We start from the raw sequence: 19,718 nt of genomic DNA on the forward strand, positions 1-19,718 counted from the left end.
CGGGAGCGCGATCGGCCCGGTACCGGCCGGCTCGGCGACTACTTCTGGTTCAGGTCGCGACGCGCGGCGACCTTGGACGACAGGCCGTGGATCTGCACGAAGCCCTTGGCGAGCGACTGGTCGAAGGTGTCGCCCTCGTCGTAGGTGGCCAGGTTGAAGTCGTAGAGCGACTGCTCGGAGCGGCGGCCGTTGACCACGGCGGAACCGCCGTGCAGAACCATTCGGATGTCGCCGGACACGTGCTGCTGGGTGTCGCCGATGAAGGCGTCCAGGGCGCGCTTGAGCGGGGAGAACCACAGGCCGTCGTAGGCCAGTTCACCCCAGCGCTGCTCGAGCTGCCGCTTGTAGCGGCCCAGTTCGCGCTCGAGGGTGACATTCTCCAGCGCCTGGTGCGCGGTGATCAGCGCGATGGCGCCGGGCGCCTCATAGATCTCGCGGCTCTTGATGCCGACCAGCCGGTCCTCGACCATGTCGAGGCGGCCGACGCCCTGGCGGCCGGCGCGGTGGTTCAACTCGACGATGGCCTCGAGCACGCTGACCTGGCGGCCGTCGATGGCCACCGGGACACCCTTGTCGAAGGTGACGATGAGCTCGTCGGGCGCCTCGAAGTTGACGGTCGGATCAGAGGTGTAGTCGTAGACGTCCTTGGTCGGAGCGTTCCACAGGTCCTCGAGGAAGCCGGTCTCGACGGCGCGGCCCCAAACGTTCTGGTCGATGGAGAACGGCGACTTCTTGGTCACGTTGATCGGCAGCGTGTTCTCTTCGGCGAACGCGATGGCCTTCTCCCTGGTCCACGCGTAGTCGCGGACCGGAGCGATCACGGTCAGGTCGGGCGCGAGAGCGCCGATGCCGACCTCGAAGCGGACCTGGTCGTTGCCTTTGCCGGTGCAGCCGTGCGCCACGGTACCGGCCCCGTGGAACTTGGCGGCCTCGACCAGATGCTTGACGATCAGCGGACGGCTGATCGCTGACACCAGCGGGTACTGGCCCTGGTACAGGGCGTTGGCCTGGATGGTGGGCAGACAGTACTCGTCGGCGAACTCGTCACGAGCGTCGACCACGATCGCCTCGACGGCGCCGCAGTCCAGCGCGCGCTGGCGCACCACGTTCATGTCCTCGCCGCCCTGGCCGAGGTCGATGGCCACGGCGACCACCTCGGCGCCCGTCTCCTTGCCGATCCAACTGATCGCGACGGAGGTGTCCAGCCCACCGGAGTAGGCGAGTACGACGCGCTCGGACATGTCTATGTGCTCCTCGGTTTCGGTGCTCGTCTGCGTAGTACGGATCGGCCGCCCGGCAAGCGGCCCGCACCGTTCTGCAAATGATTATGCATGATGATGCAAGCCCATGCACACTTGGGCTGATGTCACCGCCACGCTGGGACAACAGCCGCGCATATACCCTCGCACAGGGACCAGCCTTCGCGCTCTCCGTCGGTAGTGGCGGTCGATCTGCCGACGACATTCGCGCAGCCACAGTCGTCGATGGGCGAGACGGAGGCAGTGGATGATCCACCGGGAACGCTGCCGGTGCACTACACCTGATGTGACGCCGTCGGCTGCTGACATACCCGGATCATGTGCCATTCGGCAGATTTGGTGAGCTACCCGATCCCCAATCCCGGCTGCGACCGTGGATCATGTGTCGAACAGCCGGATGTGGACGAAGCGGCTCGACGGGTCCCGCTCGTCCACGATGACGATCCGATTGACCGACTTTCCGCGCCAGGCCTGCCGTGTACAGCGCTGCCATTCGCTTGTCCGAGACCGTGACACTGGCGATCTCGGTGCTCTTGTGCCCCTTCAACCAGCGAACCCTTGATCCCGCGTACCGCAGCGGGGCCGACGACTCAGGCCAGTTGTTCGATCTTCGCGGCTAGTTCGGCCCCGGTCAGCGGCTCCCTCGCGATCACGGCGATGGTGTCGTCACCCGCGATGGTGCCGACGATCTCCGGCAGTGCGGCGCGGTCCAGGGCGCTGGCCAGGAAGTGGGCGGCGCCCGGCGGGGTGCGCAGGACAGCGATGTTTCCGCTGGAATCGGTAGAGACCAAAAAATCACCCAGCAGCTTCGACAGCCGGTTGGTGCCTCCGGTCACGCCACGGACCGGGCTGCCGTCCTCGGGAACGACGTAGACGCCCGCGCCGCCGTCGGCGGCACGCAGTTTCACCGCGCCCAGCTCGTCCAGATCCCGTGACAACGTCGCCTGGGTGGTCTCGATCCCCTCCGCGGCGAGCAGCGTGGCCAGCTCGGTCTGGCTGCGCACCACGTGTGCCGACAGCAGGTCGACGATGCGCGACTGCCTTCCGGCCCTGGTCTGCGCTATCACGGCACTGCCCTTGCCCGACTCCGACTGCGAGACCGTCACGACTGCGCCTCGCCGGAGCGCCGTCGCGTCATGCGCGGCCACGTGCCGCGCACTGGCAGACGCTCGCGCCCTTCGCCCCGTCCCGAATCGGCTCGCTCGCCACTTCCCGTCACACCGTGCCCCCGTATCGTCGTTCCAACAGCCAGACCAGTAGCGCCTTCTGCGCGTGCAGCCGATTCTCCGCCTCGTCCCACACCAGACTGTGCGAACCGTCCAGCACCTCGTCGGTGATCTCCTCGCCGCGGTGCGCGGGGAGACAATGCAGCACAACGGCATCCGCCTGCGCGCGCGCCAGCAGATCGGCATTGAGCTGGAACGGACGGAACGGCCCGACCCGGTCCAGACCGTCGCCCTCCTGCCCCATCGAGGTCCAGGTGTCGGTCACCAACGCGTCGGCGCCTTCGGCGGCGGCGATCGGGTCATCGGTGAGTGTGATGGTGGCGCCGGTCTCGGCGGCCCGCTTACGCGCCGCCTCCACGATCCAGGGCAGCGGCTCGAAGCCGCTGGGCGCGGCGATGGTCACATTCAGACCCGCGGTGACGCCGCCGAGCAGCAGCGAGTGCGCCATGTTGTTCGCGCCGTCGCCGAAGTAGGTCAGATTGCGGCCGGACAACTCGCCCTTGCGCTCGGCGAGCGTCTGTAGATCAGCGAGCACCTGGCACGGATGGAACTCGTTGGACAGCGCGTTGACCACCGGAACCGTTGCGGAGGCCGCCATTTCGTCCAGCCTGCTCTGCTCGAAGGTGCGCCAGACGATCGCGTCGACGTAACGCGAGAGCACCCGTCCGGTGTCGCCGAGCGTCTCCTCCCGGCCCAACTGGGTGTCGCGGCCGTCGACAACCACCGCGTGCCCACCGAGTTGGACGATGCCCATCTCGAAGGAGAACCTGGTGCGAGTGGAGTTCTTCTCGAAGATCACGCCGACGCCGCGCGGGCCGGCCAGCGGACGCCGCGACAGCGGCGCCTTCTTGAGTTCGGCCGCGAGCGCGAGGATATCGGCCTGCTCGACCGGGCTGAGGTCGTCATCGCGAAGGAAATGTCTGAGGTTATCAGAAGTCATTGCGGTGCAGTTCCTTTCGCATCCGCGAGCGCGCCGTCCAAGATTTCCGGCAGATCCGCGACGAAGTTGTCGGCTTGGGTTTCGGTGAGCACCAGTGGCGGAGCGAGCCGGATGACGTCGGGCTTGGCGGGGTTCACCAGGTAGCCGGCCGCCCGCGCCCGCGCCTCGACCTGGGCCGACAGGTCGTCGGTGAGCACGATGCCCAGCAGTAGTCCCGCGCCGCGCACTTGGTCGATCAGTGGATGCTCCAGCAGTTCGATGCCGTCGCGCAGCCGCTTGCCGACCGACTCCACCTGCGAGAGCACATCGTTGTCGTCGATCGTGCGGAGCACCGCGAGTGCGGCCGCCGCGCACACCGGGTTGCCGCCGAAGGTGGTGCCGTGCAAACCAGGCGTAAGCAGTTCGGCCGCACGGCCGTTGGCCAGCACCGCGCCGATCGGCAGGCCGCCGCCGAGGCCCTTGGCCAGGGTGATCACGTCCGGCACGATGCCGACGGCTTGGTGCGCGTAGAACTTCCCGGTTCGGCCGATGCCGGTCTGCACCTCATCGAGCACCAGCAACGCCCCGTTGCGGGCGGTGATCTCGCGGGCCTTCGCCAGATAGTCGATCGGCGGAACCACCACGCCGCTCTCACCCATGATCGGCTCGAGGAACACCGCGGCGGTGTCCGTGTCGACCACGGCTTCCAATGCGGCCGCGTCGCCGTAGGGCACATGCACCACACCCGGTGGCATCGGCTCGAACGGCGCCCGCTTGGACGGTTGCCCGGTGAGGGCCAGCGCCCCCATGGTGCGGCCGTGGAATGCCTCGTCACACGCGATGATCTTGTGCCGCCCGGTCAGACGCGCGATCTTGAACGCCGCCTCGACAGCCTCGGTGCCCGAGTTGCAGAAGAACGCCCGTCCCTCGCCGTCACCGAAGTGCGCGAGCAGCCGCTCGGCCAGCTCGACCACCGGCTCGGTGGCGTAGAGATTCGAGACATGCCCGAGCGTACCGAGCTGGTGGGTGACCGCTTCCAGGATCGCCGGGTGCGCGTGGCCGAGACTGTTGACCGCGATGCCGCCGAGGAAATCGACATAGCGCTTGCCGTCCGCGTCGTAGACCACCGCTCCCGCGCCGCGTACCAACGCGACCTTCGGGGTGCCGTAGTTGTTCATCAGCGCGGCGGACCACCGCTTCTGCAGTTCAGCTGTGCTCATTGTCTCGTTCCGTCCAGTGAGCCCGACCCGTTCGGGGCGAGCGGGGCGGGCGTCACCATCGTGCCGATTCCTTCTCCGGTGAACAGTTCCAGCAACACCGCGTGCGGGACCCGACCATCGATCACGTGCGCGGTCGGCACCCCTGCTCGCACGGCGCGCAGGCAGGCTTCCATCTTGGGCACCATGCCCGTATCCAGGCTGGGCAGCAACTCGGCCAGTTCGGCGGTGTCGATGCGCGAGGTGAGCGACGAGCGGTCCGGCCAGTTCGTGTAGAGGCCTTCGACGTCGGTGAGCACGACCAGCTTCTCGGCGCCGATGCCGGCGGCGAGCGCCGCGGCGGCGGTGTCGGCATTGATGTTGTGCACCACACCGTCGACGTCCGGCGCGATGGTGGACACCACCGGGATGCGGCCGGCGCCGATCAAGTCGAGCACCGCGTCCGGGTTGACATCGGTGACGTCGCCGACCAAGCCGACATCGGTCGGCTCGCCGTCCACGTCGACGGTGCGGCGCGTCGCGGTGAACAGTCCGGCGTCCTCACCGGAAATGCCGACCGCGTACGGGCCGTGCGCGTTGATCAGGCCGACCAGCTCACGGCCGACCTGACCGAACAAGACCATCCGCACCACGTCCATCACCTCGGGTGTGGTCACCCGGAAACCGCCACGAAATTCCCCGTGCATGTTCAGCTTTTTCAGCATCGCACTGATCTGCGGTCCGCCGCCGTGCACCACCACGGGGTGCACGCCGACCGTGCGTAGAAAAGCCATGTCGGCGGCGAAGGCCCGCTTGAGTTCCGCGTCGATCATGGCGTTCCCGCCATACTTCACCACGACGATCTTGTCCCGGAACTTCTGCAACCACGGCAGCGCGCCGGCCAGGACGTGTGCTTTGTCCAGCGCTGAGAGCGTGGGCCACACCTGGCTGGTCATGAGCTGTAGGCCGAGTTCTCTTCGACGTAGTCGTGCGAGAGGTCCGTGGTGCGAATGGTCGCGCTTGCCGTACCGACGTTCAGGTCGATCAGCACCTCGATGTCGTCACCGGACAGATCGACCTCCCGGGCACCCGGCGCACCGACACTGTCGACGCACACCGGGTTTCCGTTGAACGATACCGAGATCCGATTCGGGTCGAGCGTGACCGGCGCCATACCGACAGCCGCGAGTACGCGCCCCCAGTTCGGGTCGGAGCCGAACAGTGCCGTCTTGACCAGGCTGTCCCGCGCGACAGTGCGCGCGGCGATGACCGCCTCGTCCTCGCTGACAGCACCCGCGACGGTGACCCGCACCCGCTTGGTGACGCCCTCGGCGTCCGCCATCAGCTGGGCGGCCAGGTCGTCGCAGACCGCGAGCACGGCGGCGTCGAGTTCCGCTTGGCTCGGGGTGACCTCGCTGGCACCGTTGGCCAGCAGCAGCACGGTGTCATTGGTAGAGCAGGATCCGTCCACGTCGAGGCGGTCGAAAGTGCGCGCGGTGGCATTACGCAGCGCCTGGTCGAGTTGCTCGGCGGAGACGGCGGCGTCGGTGGTGAGCACCACCAGCATGGTCGCCAGCGACGGTGCCAGCATGCCCGCACCTTTGGCCATGCCGCCGACATTCCATTTGTCATCGTGGTGGTAGGCCGCTTCCTTCGGCACGGTGTCGGTGGTCATGATGGCGTACGCGGCATCTGAGCCGCCGGAGAGACCGCCACCCATCTCGTGCACGATCTCGGTGACCGCGGGGATCAGCTTGTCCATCGGCAGCCGATCGCCGATCAGCCCGGTCGAGCAGACGGCGATCTCGCCCGCGCCGGTCTCGGTACCCCAATTGCTCAGCGCGGTGGCGAGTTCCTCGGCGGTCCGGTGCGTGTCCTGGAATCCGGCCGGACCGGTGCAGGCGTTGGCGCCGCCGGAGTTCAGCAGCACCGCGCGCAGTCGCTTGCCGGTCAGCACCTGCTGCGACCACAGCACCGGAGCGGCCTTCACCTTGTTTCTGGTGAATACTCCGGCGGCCGCGTACTCAGGGCCTTCGTTGAACACCAGCGCCAGATCGAGTTTGCCGCTTTTCTTGATACCGGCGGCGATGCCCGCCGCGCGGAAGCCGAGCGGCGCCGTGACGCCCTGGTTGCGCACCAGCTTGCCGCTCGCGGTCTCGGTTGTCGTCACGGTGCCACTCCTACAGTGGAAAGGCCTGCGGTCTCGTCGAAACCGATGGCCAGATTCATCGATTGCACCGCGGCGCCCGCGGTGCCTTTGGTCAAGTTGTCGATCGCGCCGATCACGACAAGCATGTCCGCGTCGGCGTCCACCGCCACCTGCAGCGTGACGACATTGGAGCCGAGCACCGAACCGGTCTGCGGCAGCAGGCCTTCCGGCAGCAGGTGCACGAAGGGCTCATCGGCGTAAGCCTTTTCGTAGACCGCGCGTGCCTGCGCGGCGTCGACCCGGGTAGGCGCGGTACAGGTCGCCAAGATGCCGCGCGGCATCGGCGCGAGCACCGGGGTGAACGACACGGCGATATCCATGCCGCCCGCCACGGCCAGGTTCTGCGCGATCTCCGGGGTATGCCGGTGCGCGCCCGCGATGCCATAGGCCCGCACCGAACCCATCACCTCGGACCCGAGCAGCCCCACATCGAGCTTGCGACCCGCACCGGACGTGCCGCTCACCGCGACCACGTGCACCGCGGGCTCCACGATGCCCGCCGCCACGGCGGGCGCCAGTGCGAGGCTGGCCACCGTCGGGTAGCACCCGGGAACCGCGATCCGGTGCGCGCCGCGCAGCTTGTCCCGGCCGCCGGGCAGTTCGGGCAAGCCGTACGGCCAGCTACCCGCATGCGGGCTGCCGTAGTACTTCTCCCATGCTTTCGGGTCGGTGAGCCGGAAGTCCGCGCCGCAGTCGATGATCACCGTCGACTCGGGCAACTCCCGCGCGATGGTGGCCGACTGGCCGTGCGGCAGGGCCAGGAAGACCACGTCGTGTCCGGCCAGTTCCCCGGCTGTGGTCGGCGCGAGCACCCGGTCGGCCAGCGGGAGCAGATGCGGCTGCAACTCCCCCAGTGCGGCGCCCGCGTTCGATCCGGCGGTCAGCGTCCCGATGACGAGACGCCCGGATCGGTACGCCGGATGCCCCAGCAGCAGACGCAGCACCTCACCACCCGCGTACCCGCTCGCACCAGCCACCGCGACCCGCATAGCGGGTCCCGGCGGGCTCGGGACATCCGAGGAATCAACCATGTGATGATTATGCACGACTATGCAATCTCATTCACAGTCCGGGGTTCGTCCGGGTCCACGGGGCAGGCCATACCCGGCGCACAGTGACCCAAACAACGGCACCGCCTGCCCCTCCGGGGCTCTGACCAGCCATTTACCCCAGATCTGGCAGTAGCGACGACCACCCGCCGCAGAGTTTTCGGGGCCGCTGTCGATATTTCGATGGTCCGTTCGTGTAGGTGATGAGGCCGGTTCCCCACCGGCTACGACAAGGAGCGGACATGAGCAAGATCATCGCGGTGGAGCATCTGACCCTGGACGGTGTCATGCAGGCCCCTGGCCGTGTGGACGAGGACACCAGAGACGGGTTCACGCACGGCGGGTGGGCGCACCGATACGACGACCCGGTGCAGGCCCAGTCACAGGTCGAGATCACTGAGGGCGGGCAGGTCACTCGCCGCGATACCGCGCACGACATCCGGCGACACGCCACAGGTCTGCACCGTCAACTCGCGCAGTCGATCGTGCCGGACAGCAGGAAAGGTCAAGTCCTGGCCGCCGCGCACCCCGAACTCCTCGAGCGCGGGAAATGCCTCCAGCACTTCGGTCACCCGGCCCTGGGTGATCCAGGACAACTCGCACTCTTCCGGCTCGATGTCGCCGAGGAACAGTCCGCGCAACGCGGGCAACCTGTGCCGGGCCGCCACCAGAGCCTCGATCACCGCGTCAGGGCCGACCTCGTAGTCCTCACTCCAGACACCCACTATCACCGCCCGCACCTGCGTCGCGTCGACGATGTCGAGGAACTGCGCGAAGACGTCCTCCCATGAGTCCGCGTCGCCCAAGGTGATGCGCCAAGCCACCGATTCGGGCGCGGGCAGTTCTCGCGCCTCGGTGAGCTGCCCCGCGACTTGTCGATCTCAGTATTGGAAGTCGAAGGCCTCCAACCCACACACGTACCCGATGTGGAAGATTTCTGACACGTAGTGTCGCCCCTTCGCGCTATGCCGGTGTCGTTCGGTGAGTTCTATCAAAACCCACCGACATTGATGACGCGTCGCCCCGAACATCGTGTCTCCCGAGGAATTTCGATGATGCAGGAGCCGCGCGGGCACCGCCCATAACTCGAACAACCCGCAAGGTCGTGGCCTGGACGTTTCGGCCCGAGCGCCGAAAATATCGGCCGGTCCGGCAGACGTGGGCAAGCCTCCGAATGGTCGATCATTACCCAGATCAGCATCTCCCGAGTACTCGCTCGGCACTGATCGCGAGGTCACCGACAGCGCGTGTCTCAGCGGCGGGCCGACCGGCGCCCCACCCCGCCCGCCTCAGTGCTTGCGTACCACTCGCTCGCCCTCGCCCGGCTTCCAGATGGTGATGTCGAGGTGGTCGTCGACGATCTCCACCGTCGAAGCGCCGGTGAGGTCGGCGACGTAGAAATGGTCGAACTCCTCGCGCCGGATGTCGAGGCCGATGTCGTCGAAGAGGTCCTGGGCGAAGCGGGCATGCACATCTCGGGCCGGAAGGTCGACCACGGTGCCGAAGAGTTTGGCGTCGCCGTCGGACACCTTGGTGTCGACGGTGGCGGTGTGCAGACAGAATCGCGGATCCCGGGCCAGGTCGCGGAACTTGGTGGTCCCCGGCATGCCCACGATCACGAGCATCTCTTCGAAGATCCTCGGCTCGACCGGACTGATGCGTGGAAATCCGTCGGAACGGAGCGTCCCGAGCATGCAGAGATTGCCCACGGCTCGATGCCTACGGGTGAAGATCTCGGCGACGCGGGGCGCTTCCTCGGTGAATCGGCTCCAAGTGGTCATGTCGAACGACGGTACCGTTAATTCCTGACATCTCCTGTCAGGTTTTCCAGCTAGTCTCGCGGTCATGCGTGCGAGTCGACTGGTGCAACTGTTGCTGGTGCTGCAGACCCGGGGCCGCTGCACCGCGGCCGAGCTGGCCGAACTGCTCGAAGTGTCGGTACGCACCATCTACCGGGACATCGAGGCGCTGTCGGCCGCGGGCGTGCCGGTGTACAGCGAGCCGGGTCGCGCGGGCGGCGTCCAGCTGGTGGATGGCTATCGGACTCGGCTCACCGGACTCACCACGGAGGAGGCCGATGCCGTGTTGCTGGCCGGATTGCCCAGCGCCGCAGGCGATCTCGGTCTCGGCACCGTATTGGCCACCGCGCAACTGAAGGTGCTCGCCGCATTGCCACCGGAACTGCGCGGTCGCGCGACGCGCATCGCCGAGCGAGTGCACGTCGACGCGCCGGGCTGGTTCCACCGACCGGACCAGACGCCGATGCTCGCCGCGGTCGCCGACGCGCTCTGGCACGACCGCAGGCTGCACGTGCGCTACGGCCGCAAGGACAAGGTGGTCGAACGCCACCTCGACCCGCTCGGTCTGGTACTGAAGGCGGGCACCTGGTATCTCGTCGCACGCGGCGGATCGGCGGTCCGCTCGTACCGAGTCGGCCGAATCCTCGCCGCCGAACCGACCGGCGAGACCTTCGTTCGCCCCGCGGAATTCGACCTGCAGGCGCATTGGGTGGATGCCGCAGACGATTTCGCGCGCTCGATGCTGCGCGTCCGCGCTCGATGCCGGATCGCCGCCACGCACCTGCCGCTACTGCGACTGATGAACGAGCCGGCCGCAGTCGCCGAGGCGCTGGCGTCCGCCGGACCCCCCGATGCCGAAGGGTGGGTGCAGGTGGTCCTGCCCTCGGAGTCCTACGAGGTGCTCGCGCATGGCATCCTTCCGCTCGGCGAATTCCTCGAGGTCCTCGAACCGCCGGAACTGCGCGACCAGCTCGCGGCGACGGCCGCCGCCATGCACGCGCGGTATTCAGACACCCTGGGGCTGTCTCGAAGTGGGCCCGTGGCGTGAGACCGACTGGCGGGCAGGAGTTTTGAACCGGGTGCCCTTCATCGTGTCACGCTGCAGGTGTTCTCGAGCGCCCCGCAATGCCGATCGGTGGATGATGAGCGCTTGGAATTGCAGGAAGGGAGATTCGTCAAGGGATGGGGAAATCAAGCTGTATCCGTGTACCGAGCCAATCGTCCGAGCGAGGCAATAATGGTGGTGCCCGCCTGGGCAACGGTCCGTTTTCCAGCCTAGGCATAGAAAAACCTGGCTGGTTCACTCGCTCGGGCACTCGCCATTCGAAATGTCTGGCGAACTATCACATCGAGGAATGTGGCACTCGTGGCGGATCAACGGGCGGGAAGGGCTCGGCATCGAGTCCATCCGGAAGCACTTCCTGACGGTACCGCGCTGGTACGAGTGAACCGCCATGGTCAGCGTTCGGGGGCAGTGACGTGGACATCCGGTGTTCGTTCACATCCGCTCCTGCCCGTTGGTGGATTCGTGAACGCTGGCGACCATGTGGCAATCGGCCGGTACTCCCACCGATAGCGCAGCTCACCTTCACACACCGACCCCTGAGACGTACAGACACCACCCCGCAATGCGCTGTGAGCAAACTGCCGTTCCCTACCAGGCGTGCATCTACCCGTAGGCATATCCCCCATGTCCGGATCGATCCAGGTCGGGTTATTTTATTCACCCCTCACCGCTGAATCCATTATGACGGATAGGTGTTGTGGTGAGACGAAAATCCGCGGCCGACGGCCCGGGTCGAAAGGATATGACAATGAAGAAGATCAGCGCGATGACAACGAGCATGGCTGCGATGGCCCGGATCGCCATTGTCGCCGCCGCCAGTACGGGGCTCGCGACGTTAGGGACGGGTGTTGCCAGCGCCGTTCTCGAAAGCGACCGTGCGATCAAGGGCGATGTCGCAGCAGTGGTGTGGGACCGCTGAGCGTGTTCGGTCTACCTTGGGGCCGGCGTCACGGGACGTCGGCCCCGCAGATCCCGTCCACCCCGGTGGAGACAGCGGGCGACAAGCGGGCGATGAATGGATACGACATTCTCGCCGAGGTCGTGCGACTGCCGATCAGCACATGGCGGTATGAGTGGGAGCCGCCTGAGGTGCGTCATCTCGGTCCGATGGCACAGGATTGGCGAGCCAGCTTCGGGCTCGGTGACACCGACAAGAGGATTCACATTGCCGACGCCAATGGCGTTGCTTTGGTGTGTATTCAGGCGCTACACAAGCAGATCGACGAGCTCCGCGCCGAACTCGACCAACTCGGCGGTGCCGCGCGGGAGGAATAGCGCGGCAGCCAACGGCTCGTCGAAATCCTGATCGGCGATTCCGATCCCCGACACCCAGACGTCATCACCGCAGCGGGTTGGTGGTTCCGCTCCGGCGAGGAGCGATACCCAGCGCCGAGCCGACCTCACGCCGCTCGTCGCGACCACACCACGCCGCGTACTCGGTACGCGCACCGCCGCCGGAACCGATCATCGAAGTCCGGTGTCAGAACGTGTACCGGTGGTACTGCGCCATATAGCGCAGCGAAGGCACCAGCGACATCACCTTGCCCAGCACCCGATAGACACCAGGTGCCTGTGCGAAGGTATCGGAATCGAATGGCGACACCCGGTCCACCAACTGAAGGCCGGGCACCGCCGCCACGATGTCGTCGGGCCCGTTGATCGCCCAGTGCAGCCTGGATCCGGACCGGCGCACCACGGCGTTGGACCACTGCGACTTGATGCCCAGCGAGTTGAACGCGTCGAACTGCAATTCACCGGTGGCGCAGTGCTCGACCACACGGCGCAGCAGCGCGATGCCCTCCGCGTCGGTGAGATACATGGTCAGGCCTTCGCCGACGATCAACGCCGGGCGGTCATCCGGGATGCCCGCCAGCCACCCAGGATCGGTCACCGATGCGGAAACGACGTGGTAGTGCTCGCGTCGCGGATACAGCCGTTCTCGCAGCGTGGCGACGTCGGGGTAGTCGACGTCGTACCACTCCACTCCCGGACCGGGATTCAGCCGAAAGAATCTGCTGTCCAGCCCGGCGCCGAGATGCAGCACGACTGCCTCGGGATGGCTGGCGAGGAACTGACGGGCCCAGTTGTCGAAATGCGCGGTGCGGGTTGTCACCGCAGGAGCGGTGTGCGCGGTAATGGTCGTCTTTTTCCAGTCGTAATCGATTCGCTCGACAATCGCTTTCGCGTACTGGTCGCCGAGGATCGGCTTCGGGAAGTCCGCGTCCAACGCTTTGGCATACAGCGTCGCCAGCATGGTCTGTGGGGCGCCGATGAGGTCGACGTGCACCTTTTCGCCATCGCTCATGGCATCCGAGGCTACCTTGCGCCGACCAGCCGACCGAGCATCTCGCGGCACGGATCTGCCCTCACGCTTGGCGTTTGGCAGATTTCAGGGCACCGCGGGCTATCGGCTCGGCGCAGGAGCCACACTGCCCCCGTTGCTGCTCGACGACGAGGCGGTCGCGGTGGCGGTCGGCCTGCGCGGGGCCGCGGGCGGCAGCGTGCCGGCATCGAGGAAGCATCACTTCGGGCGCTCGCCAAGTTGGAGCAGGTGCTACCGCCCCGATTGCGGCATCGGGTCCGCACCCTGCGCGGCGCGCCCCTGCGCGTAGGCACACCCGGCACGACCGTGCGCGTAGAGACGCTGATGGCCATAGCGGACGCCTGTCAGCGGCACGAACGTCTGCGGTTCGACTACCGCGCACACCGCGGAGCGTCGAGCGTCCGCCGCGTCGAGCCGCATACCCTTGTGCACTTCAGCAGGTATTGGTACTGGTCGCCTGGGATGTGGACCGCGCCGACTGGCGTACCTTCCGGGCCGACCGGATCACGCCGCGATTCCGACCGGCCCGCGCTTCCCGCCGCGCGACCCACCGGAAGGCGATGTCGCGGCGTACCTTTCGATGCAGTTGTCCGCGCGCTCATGGCCCCATCAGGCGACGGTGTCGCTGCACTGCTCCGCCGAAGTCGCCGCGGACAACATATGGCCCGGCATGGGCGTCGTGGAGGCCGTCGACGACCACAATTGCCGTCCGTACGTCGGCGGCGACTCACCGGAAGTGCTGGTCTGGATGATCACTTCCGTCGACATCGATTTCACCTTGCTCGCCGGCCCACCGGAACTGGTCGACGCGATCCGCGCGCAGGCCGATCGCTGTGACCGCGCCGTGGTCGACTTTCCCGCACCATAGCTCCGTGCCGATCCGACTCGGCGTACCGATCAGCGGGTTCGATCCAACACCGACGCAAGCGATTCGAGTGGCCCGGAAGCCGGAAGGACACGGACCCATCCTCCTCCGGCTCAACCGAAGAGCCAGGTGAACCGCGAATGCAGTGCGGCGACTACGTATAGTCGTCGCCACTACCGATGTAGTACCACCAGGCGGCCTGCAAGCGCGAACTCCTCTTGGATGCGGCGATCGACCTGCTCGGATCGCGCGGCACCCGCGCGCTCACCCACCGCGCGGTCGACCAGGCGGCGGCCATGCCCGTCGGGTCGGCCTCCAACTGCTTCCGCACCCGCGAGGTGTTGTTGTGCGGCATGACCGACCGGCTGGAGAAGCAGGAGAACGCGGACTGGGCGACGCTGAACCGCTCGCCGACACCACGCACGATCGACGAACTCGTCGACGTCACGGCGAACTTCGTCGTACACGCGGTGCGGGCCGATCGCACCAGAACACTGGCTCGGTACGCCCTTTTCCTGGAAGCACAGACCGTGCCCGCGCTGCACGAGAGCATGCGGCGCGGGCACCCCCGGCTGGCCGAATGGGCGGCGAGACTGCTGACGAACCTAGGCGCCGAGCGAGCGTCGGCCAGGATTCTCGTCGCTTATCTCGACGGTGTGATCCTGCACCAGCTGGTGAACCCGGTGACGGACTTCGACCCGCGCAGCGCGCTGGACCAGATGGTCCGCGCGCTGCTCGGCACCGCGGTCAGCTGACGATCGCGAACAGGATCGCGGCCACCGCGAAACTCACCACCGACAGGACTGTCTCCAGCACGGACCAGGTCTGCAGCGTTTGCTTCACCGTCAGGTTGAAGAACTTCGCGATGATCCAGAACCCGCCGTCGTTGACGTGGCTGAGAATGATCGATCCCGCTGCGATAGCCATGGCGATCAAAGCAATGGACACCTGCGAGTAGCCCTGCTCGGCGACCAACGGGGCGACGATTCCGCCGGTGGTCACGATGGCGACAGTGGCCGAGCCCTGCGCGATACGCAGTCCGCAGCTGATCAGGTAGGCCAGCACGATCACCGGAAGTCCCGCCGCCGACATGGTGTCGGCAAGCGCGGTGCCGATTCCGGTCGCGGAGATGACTTTTCCGAAGAACGCACCGGCGCCGACGACCAGCAGCAGCATGCCGACCGGTCGCAGCGACTCCGCGGTCAGCGTGCTCAGTTGCTGTACCGTCGATCCGCGCCGCACCCCGAGTACATAGAAGGCGACGAGCACCGCGATCAACAGCGCTACGGCGGGGGTCCCGAGGAAGGTCAGCACCGACAGCAGCGTGGAGCCTGCGTCCAGCAGTTGGGTACCGAAGGTGGCGCCGAGAATCAGCACCAACGGGATCGCGATGATGGCGCCGATCAACCAGACCGACGGCGGTCGCAACTCGGTCTTCGTCGCTCCTGCCGCCGAGACCGCGCCGGGGCCGTCCCCGGCGTGCGCGGCAACCTTGTCCTGGCGCTTGTCCTGGGGCCGTACCAGGAACTCGTCGGGTACCTCTACCTTAATCCGCTTGCCGATGAAAGTTCCCCAGACCAGACCGGCGGCGATGAACCCCGGGATACCACAGACGAATCCCATCAAGATCAACCAACCGAGGCTCACGCCGAGCAGCCCGCCGAGCGCGACCGGCCCAGGGTGCGGGGGGAGAAACGCGTGCGTCATGGACAATCCGGCCAGCATCGGCATCGCGTAGAGCACCAGCGACCGGCCACCCTGTTTGGCGGCCACGTAGATCAGTGGCGCGAGCACGAAGATACCGATATCGAAGAAGACCGGAATGCCGAAGATCAGCCCGAGCAGGCCCATAGCGACCGGCGCGCCTTTGTCGCCGAACAGATTCAGCAGTTTGCCGGTCAAAACATCCGCACCACCGGAGCGTTCGAGAATCGCGCCGAGCACGGTCCCGAGTCCGATGATGACCGCGATGTGTCCGAGGATGCTGCCGAATCCGGTTTCCAACAGCGAATCCCCGGATTTGATCGCCGTGCCGACGATCTTGGTGACCGGGAGTCCAGCGGCCAACGCCAGGCCCAATCCGGTCAGCAGCAGCGCGATGAACGGCTCCAGCTTGAACTTGATGATCGCGAGCAGCAAAACCGCAATCGCGAGACCGCAGAGCACCAGCAGCCCTGGGGTGGTGGTGCGCAGCCAGTCGACGGTGGCGCCCATGGGTACCTCTCAATTCATGGATCGAACGAACGACGCCGCACGTGCGGCGATGGCGAACCAGCGGCCCGCGGCGACGTCGGAGGGGGCAACGACATCGGTTCCCGCGCTCACGGCGACAGCGCCGCAGGCGAGGAATTCGGCGGCATTGCCTGCGTTGACGCCACCGGAAGGGATGAACGCCACGTCGGGGAACGGACCACGCAGGTCCTTCAGATAGCCGGGGCCCAACGCCCTGGCCGGGAAGATCTTCACCGCTGCCGCGCCGTGATCGAGCGCCTGCATGACCTCGGTGGCCGTGAACGCGCCCATGACAACGGGGATATCGCGACGCACCGCGACGGCGGCGACCTCCGCACGCACGCCAGGAGTGACCAGGAACCGGGCGCCGTTGTCGATGGCGGCCTCGGCCTGATCGGCTGTCGTCACGGTGCCGACGCCGACCACGGCGCCCTTCACCTCGGCCGCGGCGGCGAGATGACCCAGCACGCCAGGTGTGGTGAAGGTGAGTTCGACCGCGCGAATTCCCGCGCGCGCCAGCGCGTCCGCCAGCGACACCGGATCCGGGATCTCGGGCGCCCGGACCACGCTGAGCACCCGATCGGCCCGGATGACGTCCACGGCGGATGCCGTGATAGAAGAGATCGTGTTCACACTGTCTCCTTCCGCGCGGTATCCATGCGCAGCGCGCGGCCCGCGAGATGTCCGGTGGGGGCGCCGTTCTCGATCGCGAACTCGCCGTTGACGAGCACGTGCCGGATTCCCCGTGCCTGCTGTTTCGGGTGGTCGAAGGTCGCCGTGTCCGCGACGGTCGCCGGGTCGAACACCACGAGATCGGCGGCGTAGCCGGGCCGGACCAGGCCGCGGTCGCGCAGCCGGAGCCGGCCGGCGGGCCGTCCGGTCAGGTGGTGCACGCAGTCCTCCAGCCCGAGCACACCGAGATCGCGCACATAATGTCCGAGATAGCGCGGAAACGTGCCCCATGCTCGAGGATGGGGGCGGTCGCCGACGAGCAACGCGTCGCTACCGCCCATATGCGCGGGATGCGCCATGATCGCGCGCACGTTCTCCTCATGCCCGACATGCTGGAGAATCGTGGTGGCCAACTGGTCACGGCGCAGCAGGTCGAAGAACACCTCGACCGGGGCGATTCCGCGGTCGGCGGCGATCTGCTGGACCGTCTTGCCGACGTACTGGTCCAACACCGCGGTGCCGACACCGCTGATCTGGATGGTCTGCCATTCGACGGTGACGCCGTGGCACCCGTCCGAGCCGTTCACGTCGACATCCACGGCGATTCGTGCCCGAGCCGCCGCGTCGTCCAGCCGTGCCAACGCGGCGTCCGGCCCACCGGACATCGCCCAACTCGGCAGCAATGCCGACAGCGTCGTCGAGCCGGGTAGGTACGGATAGGTGTCCAGCGTGATGTCACAGCCCTCGGCCCGCGCCGCGTCGACGAGGGCCAAGAATTCCGGTGCGCGCCCCCGATTCACACCGAAGTTCATCGTGGCGTGGGTCAGATGAAGGGCACATCCGGTCGTCCGTGCCAGTTCGATCATCTCGGCGTAGGCCGCCAGCGCACCAGCGCCGTAGGAGCGGGTGTGCGGCGCGTAGAAGCCGCCGAAGCCGGCGACAACCTCGCACAACGCGGCCAATTCGCCAGTGTCGGCATACATTCCCGGCGTGTAGGTGAGTCCGCTCGACATGCCGACCGCACCCTCCCGCAATCCCTGGGCGAGCAGCTCCCGCATGCGCTGGATCTCGGCCGGGGTTGCCGCGCGCTGTTCGGCGCCGACGACCAGCAATCGCAGCGTGCCCTGTGGAACCAGGTAGGCGGCGTTCGGCGTGATGCCCTGGTCGAGCCGGTCCAGGTACTCCGCGACGCTGCGCCAGGAGAAGTCCAGATCCGCGGGATTGCCGTTCCACCCGGCGATCTGACGGCGCACCACCGCGAGAGCGGCGTCGTCGACCGGGGCGTAGGACAGGCCGTCCTGCCCGATCACCTCGGTGGTGATGCCCTGACTGACCTTCGGAAAGTGTCCGGGCTCGGTCAGCAGATGCAAATCGGAATGGGCATGCATGTCGATGAAGCCTGGGCACAGAACGGCGCCGGGACCTGCGTCGACGATCCGATCAGCACTCTCGATGACGCCCGGCTCGGCAATCCGGGCGATGCGCCCGTGCTCGACGAGGACGTCACCACGTGAGCGCGGGGCGCCGGTGCCGTCGATGATGTCGACAGCGCGGAACAGTAGGTCGGTCATAGGTTTCGGCTCATCAGAAGAAGGTGTGCAGGAAGTCGACGACGCGCGGCGTCGGGGCGTCGGCGTCGTCGATCACGGGGATGAGCCGCCATTTGTCGAAAGCGGTGCACGGATGGGACAGCCCGAGGCGCACCACGGCGCCGATCGGCAATTCCGTTGCGGCGCCACCCGGCAGACGCAGGAAGGTGTGCTGGTCGTTGAGCGCCGACACCGTCGCGTCCGGATCCAGTGCGGTGCCGTCCGGTCCCGCAACGCGTTGCGGGACCGGAAGCCCCTCATCGTAGGGAAGATCACGCTTCCCCGCGTCCAGCAAGGCGAGCGCGGGCTCGGGCCGGGAAAGAGCGCGCGCCCAACCGTGCATCGCCGAGCGCAGCGGCTTCTCGCTGCGCGGCGGCGCCAAGGGTGAAATGCCCGCGTAGAAGCCGTCGTCGTGGATGAGGTACGCGCCGGAACGCAGCACGACCGTCGTCACCGTGCCGCGTGCGCCGTCTTCGTCCGCGAGCGGGGCGAGGCGTTCGACCACCAGGTCGGGGTACGCGCTGCCGCCCGCGGTGACGATCGCGGGGACGCGATACAGTCCCGCCGCGTCGATCTCGCGATGCAGATGCTCGAGCCCGTCGAGATAGTCGCGTACCGCGCGGATGCCGTTTGGGGTGCGGTCGTGTGCGAGTGCGCCTTCGTACCCGCCGACACCGGCCAGCGTCAAGCGCGACGCCGCATCGATCGCCCTGGCCACGGCAAGGGCCTGCTCGACGGTGCGCGCCCCGGTGCGGCCGTGTGGCCCGCCGAGTTCCACCAGCACCCGGACCCGCTCCGCGCCCGGTAGTGCGCTCAACTGCTCCTGCATCAACGCGACCGTTTCGACGCTGTCGGCCCAGCAGGTGAACTCGAAGGACGGGTCGCGCGCTGATTCCGCTGCCACCCAGCGCAATCCGACCGGATCGACCAGCGAGTTGGCCAGCAGCACCCGCGCGACGCCGAACGAACGCGCCACCTGCGTTTGCCAGATGGTAGCCAGGGTGATCCCCCACGATCCAGCGGCGAGCTGGTCGGCCCACAACTGCGGAGCCATCGTGGTCTTGCCGTGCGGTGCCAACCGCACGCCCGCCGCGACCACCCAGTCGGCCATGATCGCGATGTTCGCCGCGACCGCCGCGCGATCGATGGTCAGGATCGGCGTCTCGAGTCGGTCGAGAGTCGGTGCGGTGGCCAGGAACTCGCGCACAGTGCGCCCCCAGGACTCGGGCGGCATGCCTTTGTGCTCGGGACCGATCGTGCGGTCCCCGAGTGCTGCCACGGCTGCTTTGTCTATCGACACGAGACTCCTTCCTG

19 protein-coding genes and 2 pseudogenes are annotated in these 19,718 nt (G+C 67.1%); 7 read left to right on the plus strand and 14 right to left on the minus strand.

What is annotated here, in order from left to right:
• Positions 1 to 38 precede the first annotated feature (38 nt).
• From AB0C34_RS27430 to argC, 7 genes are all read right to left on the minus strand, one after another.
• Positions 39 to 1,241: an argininosuccinate synthase gene (locus AB0C34_RS27430; RefSeq protein WP_357078911.1), complete on the minus strand. Its 1,203-nt coding sequence runs from the start codon at positions 1,239 to 1,241 to the stop codon at positions 39 to 41.
• Between the two features lie 608 nt (positions 1,242 to 1,849).
• Entirely contained in the window at positions 1,850 to 2,326 is a 477-nt protein-coding gene (locus tag AB0C34_RS27435) for an arginine repressor (RefSeq protein WP_357079088.1), read from the minus strand.
• Positions 2,327 to 2,474: 148 nt separating this feature from the next.
• A complete protein-coding gene (argF, locus tag AB0C34_RS27440) occupies positions 2,475 to 3,425 on the minus strand; it encodes an ornithine carbamoyltransferase (protein WP_357078914.1) in 951 nt (316 codons plus the stop codon).
• Entirely contained in the window at positions 3,422 to 4,624 is a 1,203-nt protein-coding gene (locus AB0C34_RS27445) for an acetylornithine transaminase (protein ID WP_357078917.1), read from the minus strand. Before AB0C34_RS27445 ends, argF begins: the two co-directional genes overlap by 4 nt.
• Positions 4,621 to 5,556 (minus strand): acetylglutamate kinase, encoded by a 936-nt coding sequence (gene argB / locus AB0C34_RS27450; protein ID WP_357078920.1) that lies wholly within the window; start codon positions 5,554 to 5,556, stop codon positions 4,621 to 4,623. Before argB ends, AB0C34_RS27445 begins: the two co-directional genes overlap by 4 nt.
• Positions 5,553 to 6,770: a bifunctional glutamate N-acetyltransferase/amino-acid acetyltransferase ArgJ gene (gene argJ, locus AB0C34_RS27455; protein ID WP_357078923.1), complete on the minus strand. Its 1,218-nt coding sequence runs from the start codon at positions 6,768 to 6,770 to the stop codon at positions 5,553 to 5,555. The genes argB and argJ overlap by 4 nt, the downstream gene beginning before the upstream one ends.
• Positions 6,767 to 7,840 carry an N-acetyl-gamma-glutamyl-phosphate reductase gene (gene argC / locus AB0C34_RS27460; protein ID WP_357078926.1) on the minus strand — a complete coding sequence of 358 codons (1,074 nt, stop codon included), beginning with the start codon at positions 7,838 to 7,840 and terminating at the stop codon, positions 6,767 to 6,769. Before argC ends, argJ begins: the two co-directional genes overlap by 4 nt.
• A gap of 260 nt (positions 7,841 to 8,100) precedes the next feature.
• On the opposite strand from argC, the pseudogene AB0C34_RS27465 reads away from it, so the two are divergent.
• Positions 8,101 to 8,205, plus strand: a pseudogene (locus AB0C34_RS27465) (dihydrofolate reductase); the annotation flags it as partial.
• 33 nt (positions 8,206 to 8,238) lie between these two features.
• Here AB0C34_RS27465 and AB0C34_RS27470 read toward each other — a convergent pair.
• Positions 8,239 to 8,664, minus strand: a complete 426-nt coding sequence (locus tag AB0C34_RS27470; protein ID WP_357079105.1) for a hypothetical protein — start codon at positions 8,662 to 8,664, stop codon at positions 8,239 to 8,241.
• 483 nt (positions 8,665 to 9,147) lie between these two features.
• Positions 9,148 to 9,639, minus strand: coding sequence for a pyridoxamine 5'-phosphate oxidase family protein (locus tag AB0C34_RS27475; RefSeq protein ID WP_357078928.1), 492 nt, complete (start codon positions 9,637 to 9,639; stop codon positions 9,148 to 9,150).
• 64 nt (positions 9,640 to 9,703) lie between these two features.
• Here AB0C34_RS27475 and AB0C34_RS27480 point away from each other — a divergent pair, with 64 nt between their 5' ends.
• The 3 genes from AB0C34_RS27480 (at position 9,704) to AB0C34_RS27490 (ending at position 11,998) form a co-directional block, all read left to right on the plus strand.
• Positions 9,704 to 10,705: a YafY family protein gene (locus AB0C34_RS27480; RefSeq protein WP_357078931.1), complete on the plus strand. Its 1,002-nt coding sequence runs from the start codon at positions 9,704 to 9,706 to the stop codon at positions 10,703 to 10,705.
• Positions 10,706 to 11,471: 766 nt separating this feature from the next.
• Entirely contained in the window at positions 11,472 to 11,642 is a 171-nt protein-coding gene (locus AB0C34_RS27485) for a hypothetical protein (RefSeq protein ID WP_357078934.1), read from the plus strand.
• A 2-nt stretch (positions 11,643 to 11,644) separates the two neighbouring features.
• Positions 11,645 to 11,998, plus strand: a complete 354-nt coding sequence (locus AB0C34_RS27490) for a tail fiber domain-containing protein (RefSeq protein WP_357078937.1) — start codon at positions 11,645 to 11,647, stop codon at positions 11,996 to 11,998.
• Positions 11,999 to 12,203: 205 nt separating this feature from the next.
• On the opposite strand, the gene AB0C34_RS27495 is transcribed toward AB0C34_RS27490, so the two are convergent.
• Positions 12,204 to 13,028, minus strand: coding sequence for a class I SAM-dependent methyltransferase (locus AB0C34_RS27495; protein WP_357078940.1), 825 nt, complete (start codon positions 13,026 to 13,028; stop codon positions 12,204 to 12,206).
• 342 nt (positions 13,029 to 13,370) lie between these two features.
• Here AB0C34_RS27495 and AB0C34_RS27500 point away from each other — a divergent pair.
• From AB0C34_RS27500 to AB0C34_RS27510, 3 genes and pseudogenes are all read left to right on the plus strand, one after another.
• Positions 13,371 to 13,436, plus strand: a pseudogene (locus AB0C34_RS27500) (hypothetical protein); the annotation flags it as partial.
• 34 nt (positions 13,437 to 13,470) lie between these two features.
• Positions 13,471 to 13,914 carry a WYL domain-containing protein gene (locus tag AB0C34_RS27505; protein ID WP_357078943.1) on the plus strand — a complete coding sequence of 148 codons (444 nt, stop codon included), beginning with the start codon at positions 13,471 to 13,473 and terminating at the stop codon, positions 13,912 to 13,914.
• Between the two features lie 215 nt (positions 13,915 to 14,129).
• Positions 14,130 to 14,666 (plus strand): TetR/AcrR family transcriptional regulator, encoded by a 537-nt coding sequence (locus tag AB0C34_RS27510; protein ID WP_357078946.1) that lies wholly within the window; start codon positions 14,130 to 14,132, stop codon positions 14,664 to 14,666.
• Here the strand turns inward: AB0C34_RS27510 and AB0C34_RS27515 are convergent.
• The 4 genes from AB0C34_RS27515 to AB0C34_RS27530 are packed head-to-tail and all read right to left on the minus strand — an operon-like array spanning position 14,659 to position 19,704.
• The gene (locus tag AB0C34_RS27515; protein ID WP_357078950.1) at positions 14,659 to 16,125 is read right to left on the minus strand and encodes a gluconate:H+ symporter; all 1,467 of its coding nucleotides are present in this window, start codon (positions 16,123 to 16,125) and stop codon (positions 14,659 to 14,661) included. The two genes, AB0C34_RS27510 and AB0C34_RS27515, sit on opposite strands and share 8 nt — an antisense overlap.
• 9 nt (positions 16,126 to 16,134) lie before the next feature.
• Positions 16,135 to 16,776, minus strand: a complete 642-nt coding sequence (locus tag AB0C34_RS27520; protein WP_357078953.1) for a bifunctional 4-hydroxy-2-oxoglutarate aldolase/2-dehydro-3-deoxy-phosphogluconate aldolase — start codon at positions 16,774 to 16,776, stop codon at positions 16,135 to 16,137.
• Positions 16,773 to 18,386, minus strand: coding sequence for a D-aminoacylase (locus AB0C34_RS27525; protein WP_357078956.1), 1,614 nt, complete (start codon positions 18,384 to 18,386; stop codon positions 16,773 to 16,775). Before AB0C34_RS27525 ends, AB0C34_RS27520 begins: the two co-directional genes overlap by 4 nt.
• 13 nt (positions 18,387 to 18,399) lie before the next feature.
• Positions 18,400 to 19,704, minus strand: a complete 1,305-nt coding sequence (locus AB0C34_RS27530) for an amino acid deaminase (protein WP_357078959.1) — start codon at positions 19,702 to 19,704, stop codon at positions 18,400 to 18,402.
• Between the last annotated feature and the right edge of the window lie 14 nt (positions 19,705 to 19,718).

It is taken from the genome of Nocardia sp. NPDC049220 (assembly GCF_040647855.1).
GTDB lineage: Bacteria > Actinomycetota > Actinomycetes > Mycobacteriales > Mycobacteriaceae > Nocardia.

Bases quoted from the DNA above. Each gene is read 5' to 3' on its own strand.
- AB0C34_RS27430 (WP_357078911.1), bottom strand. From the start codon at position 1,241: ATGTCCGAGCGCGTCGTACTCGCCTACTCCGGTGGGCTGGACACCTCC.
- argF (WP_357078914.1), bottom strand. From the start codon at position 3,425: ATGACTTCTGATAACCTCAGACATTTCCTTCGCGATGACGACCTCAGC.
- AB0C34_RS27445 (WP_357078917.1), bottom strand. From the start codon at position 4,624: ATGAGCACAGCTGAACTGCAGAAGCGGTGGTCCGCCGCGCTGATGAAC.
- argB (WP_357078920.1), bottom strand. From the start codon at position 5,556: ATGACCAGCCAGGTGTGGCCCACGCTCTCAGCGCTGGACAAAGCACAC.
- argC (WP_357078926.1), bottom strand. From the start codon at position 7,840: ATGGTTGATTCCTCGGATGTCCCGAGCCCGCCGGGACCCGCTATGCGG.
- AB0C34_RS27475 (WP_357078928.1), bottom strand. From the start codon at position 9,639: ATGACCACTTGGAGCCGATTCACCGAGGAAGCGCCCCGCGTCGCCGAG.
- AB0C34_RS27480 (WP_357078931.1), top strand. From the start codon at position 9,704: ATGCGTGCGAGTCGACTGGTGCAACTGTTGCTGGTGCTGCAGACCCGG.
- AB0C34_RS27485 (WP_357078934.1), top strand. From the start codon at position 11,472: ATGAAGAAGATCAGCGCGATGACAACGAGCATGGCTGCGATGGCCCGG.
- AB0C34_RS27495 (WP_357078940.1), bottom strand. From the start codon at position 13,028: ATGAGCGATGGCGAAAAGGTGCACGTCGACCTCATCGGCGCCCCACAG.
- AB0C34_RS27515 (WP_357078950.1), bottom strand. From the start codon at position 16,125: ATGGGCGCCACCGTCGACTGGCTGCGCACCACCACCCCAGGGCTGCTG.
- AB0C34_RS27525 (WP_357078956.1), bottom strand. From the start codon at position 18,386: ATGACCGACCTACTGTTCCGCGCTGTCGACATCATCGACGGCACCGGC.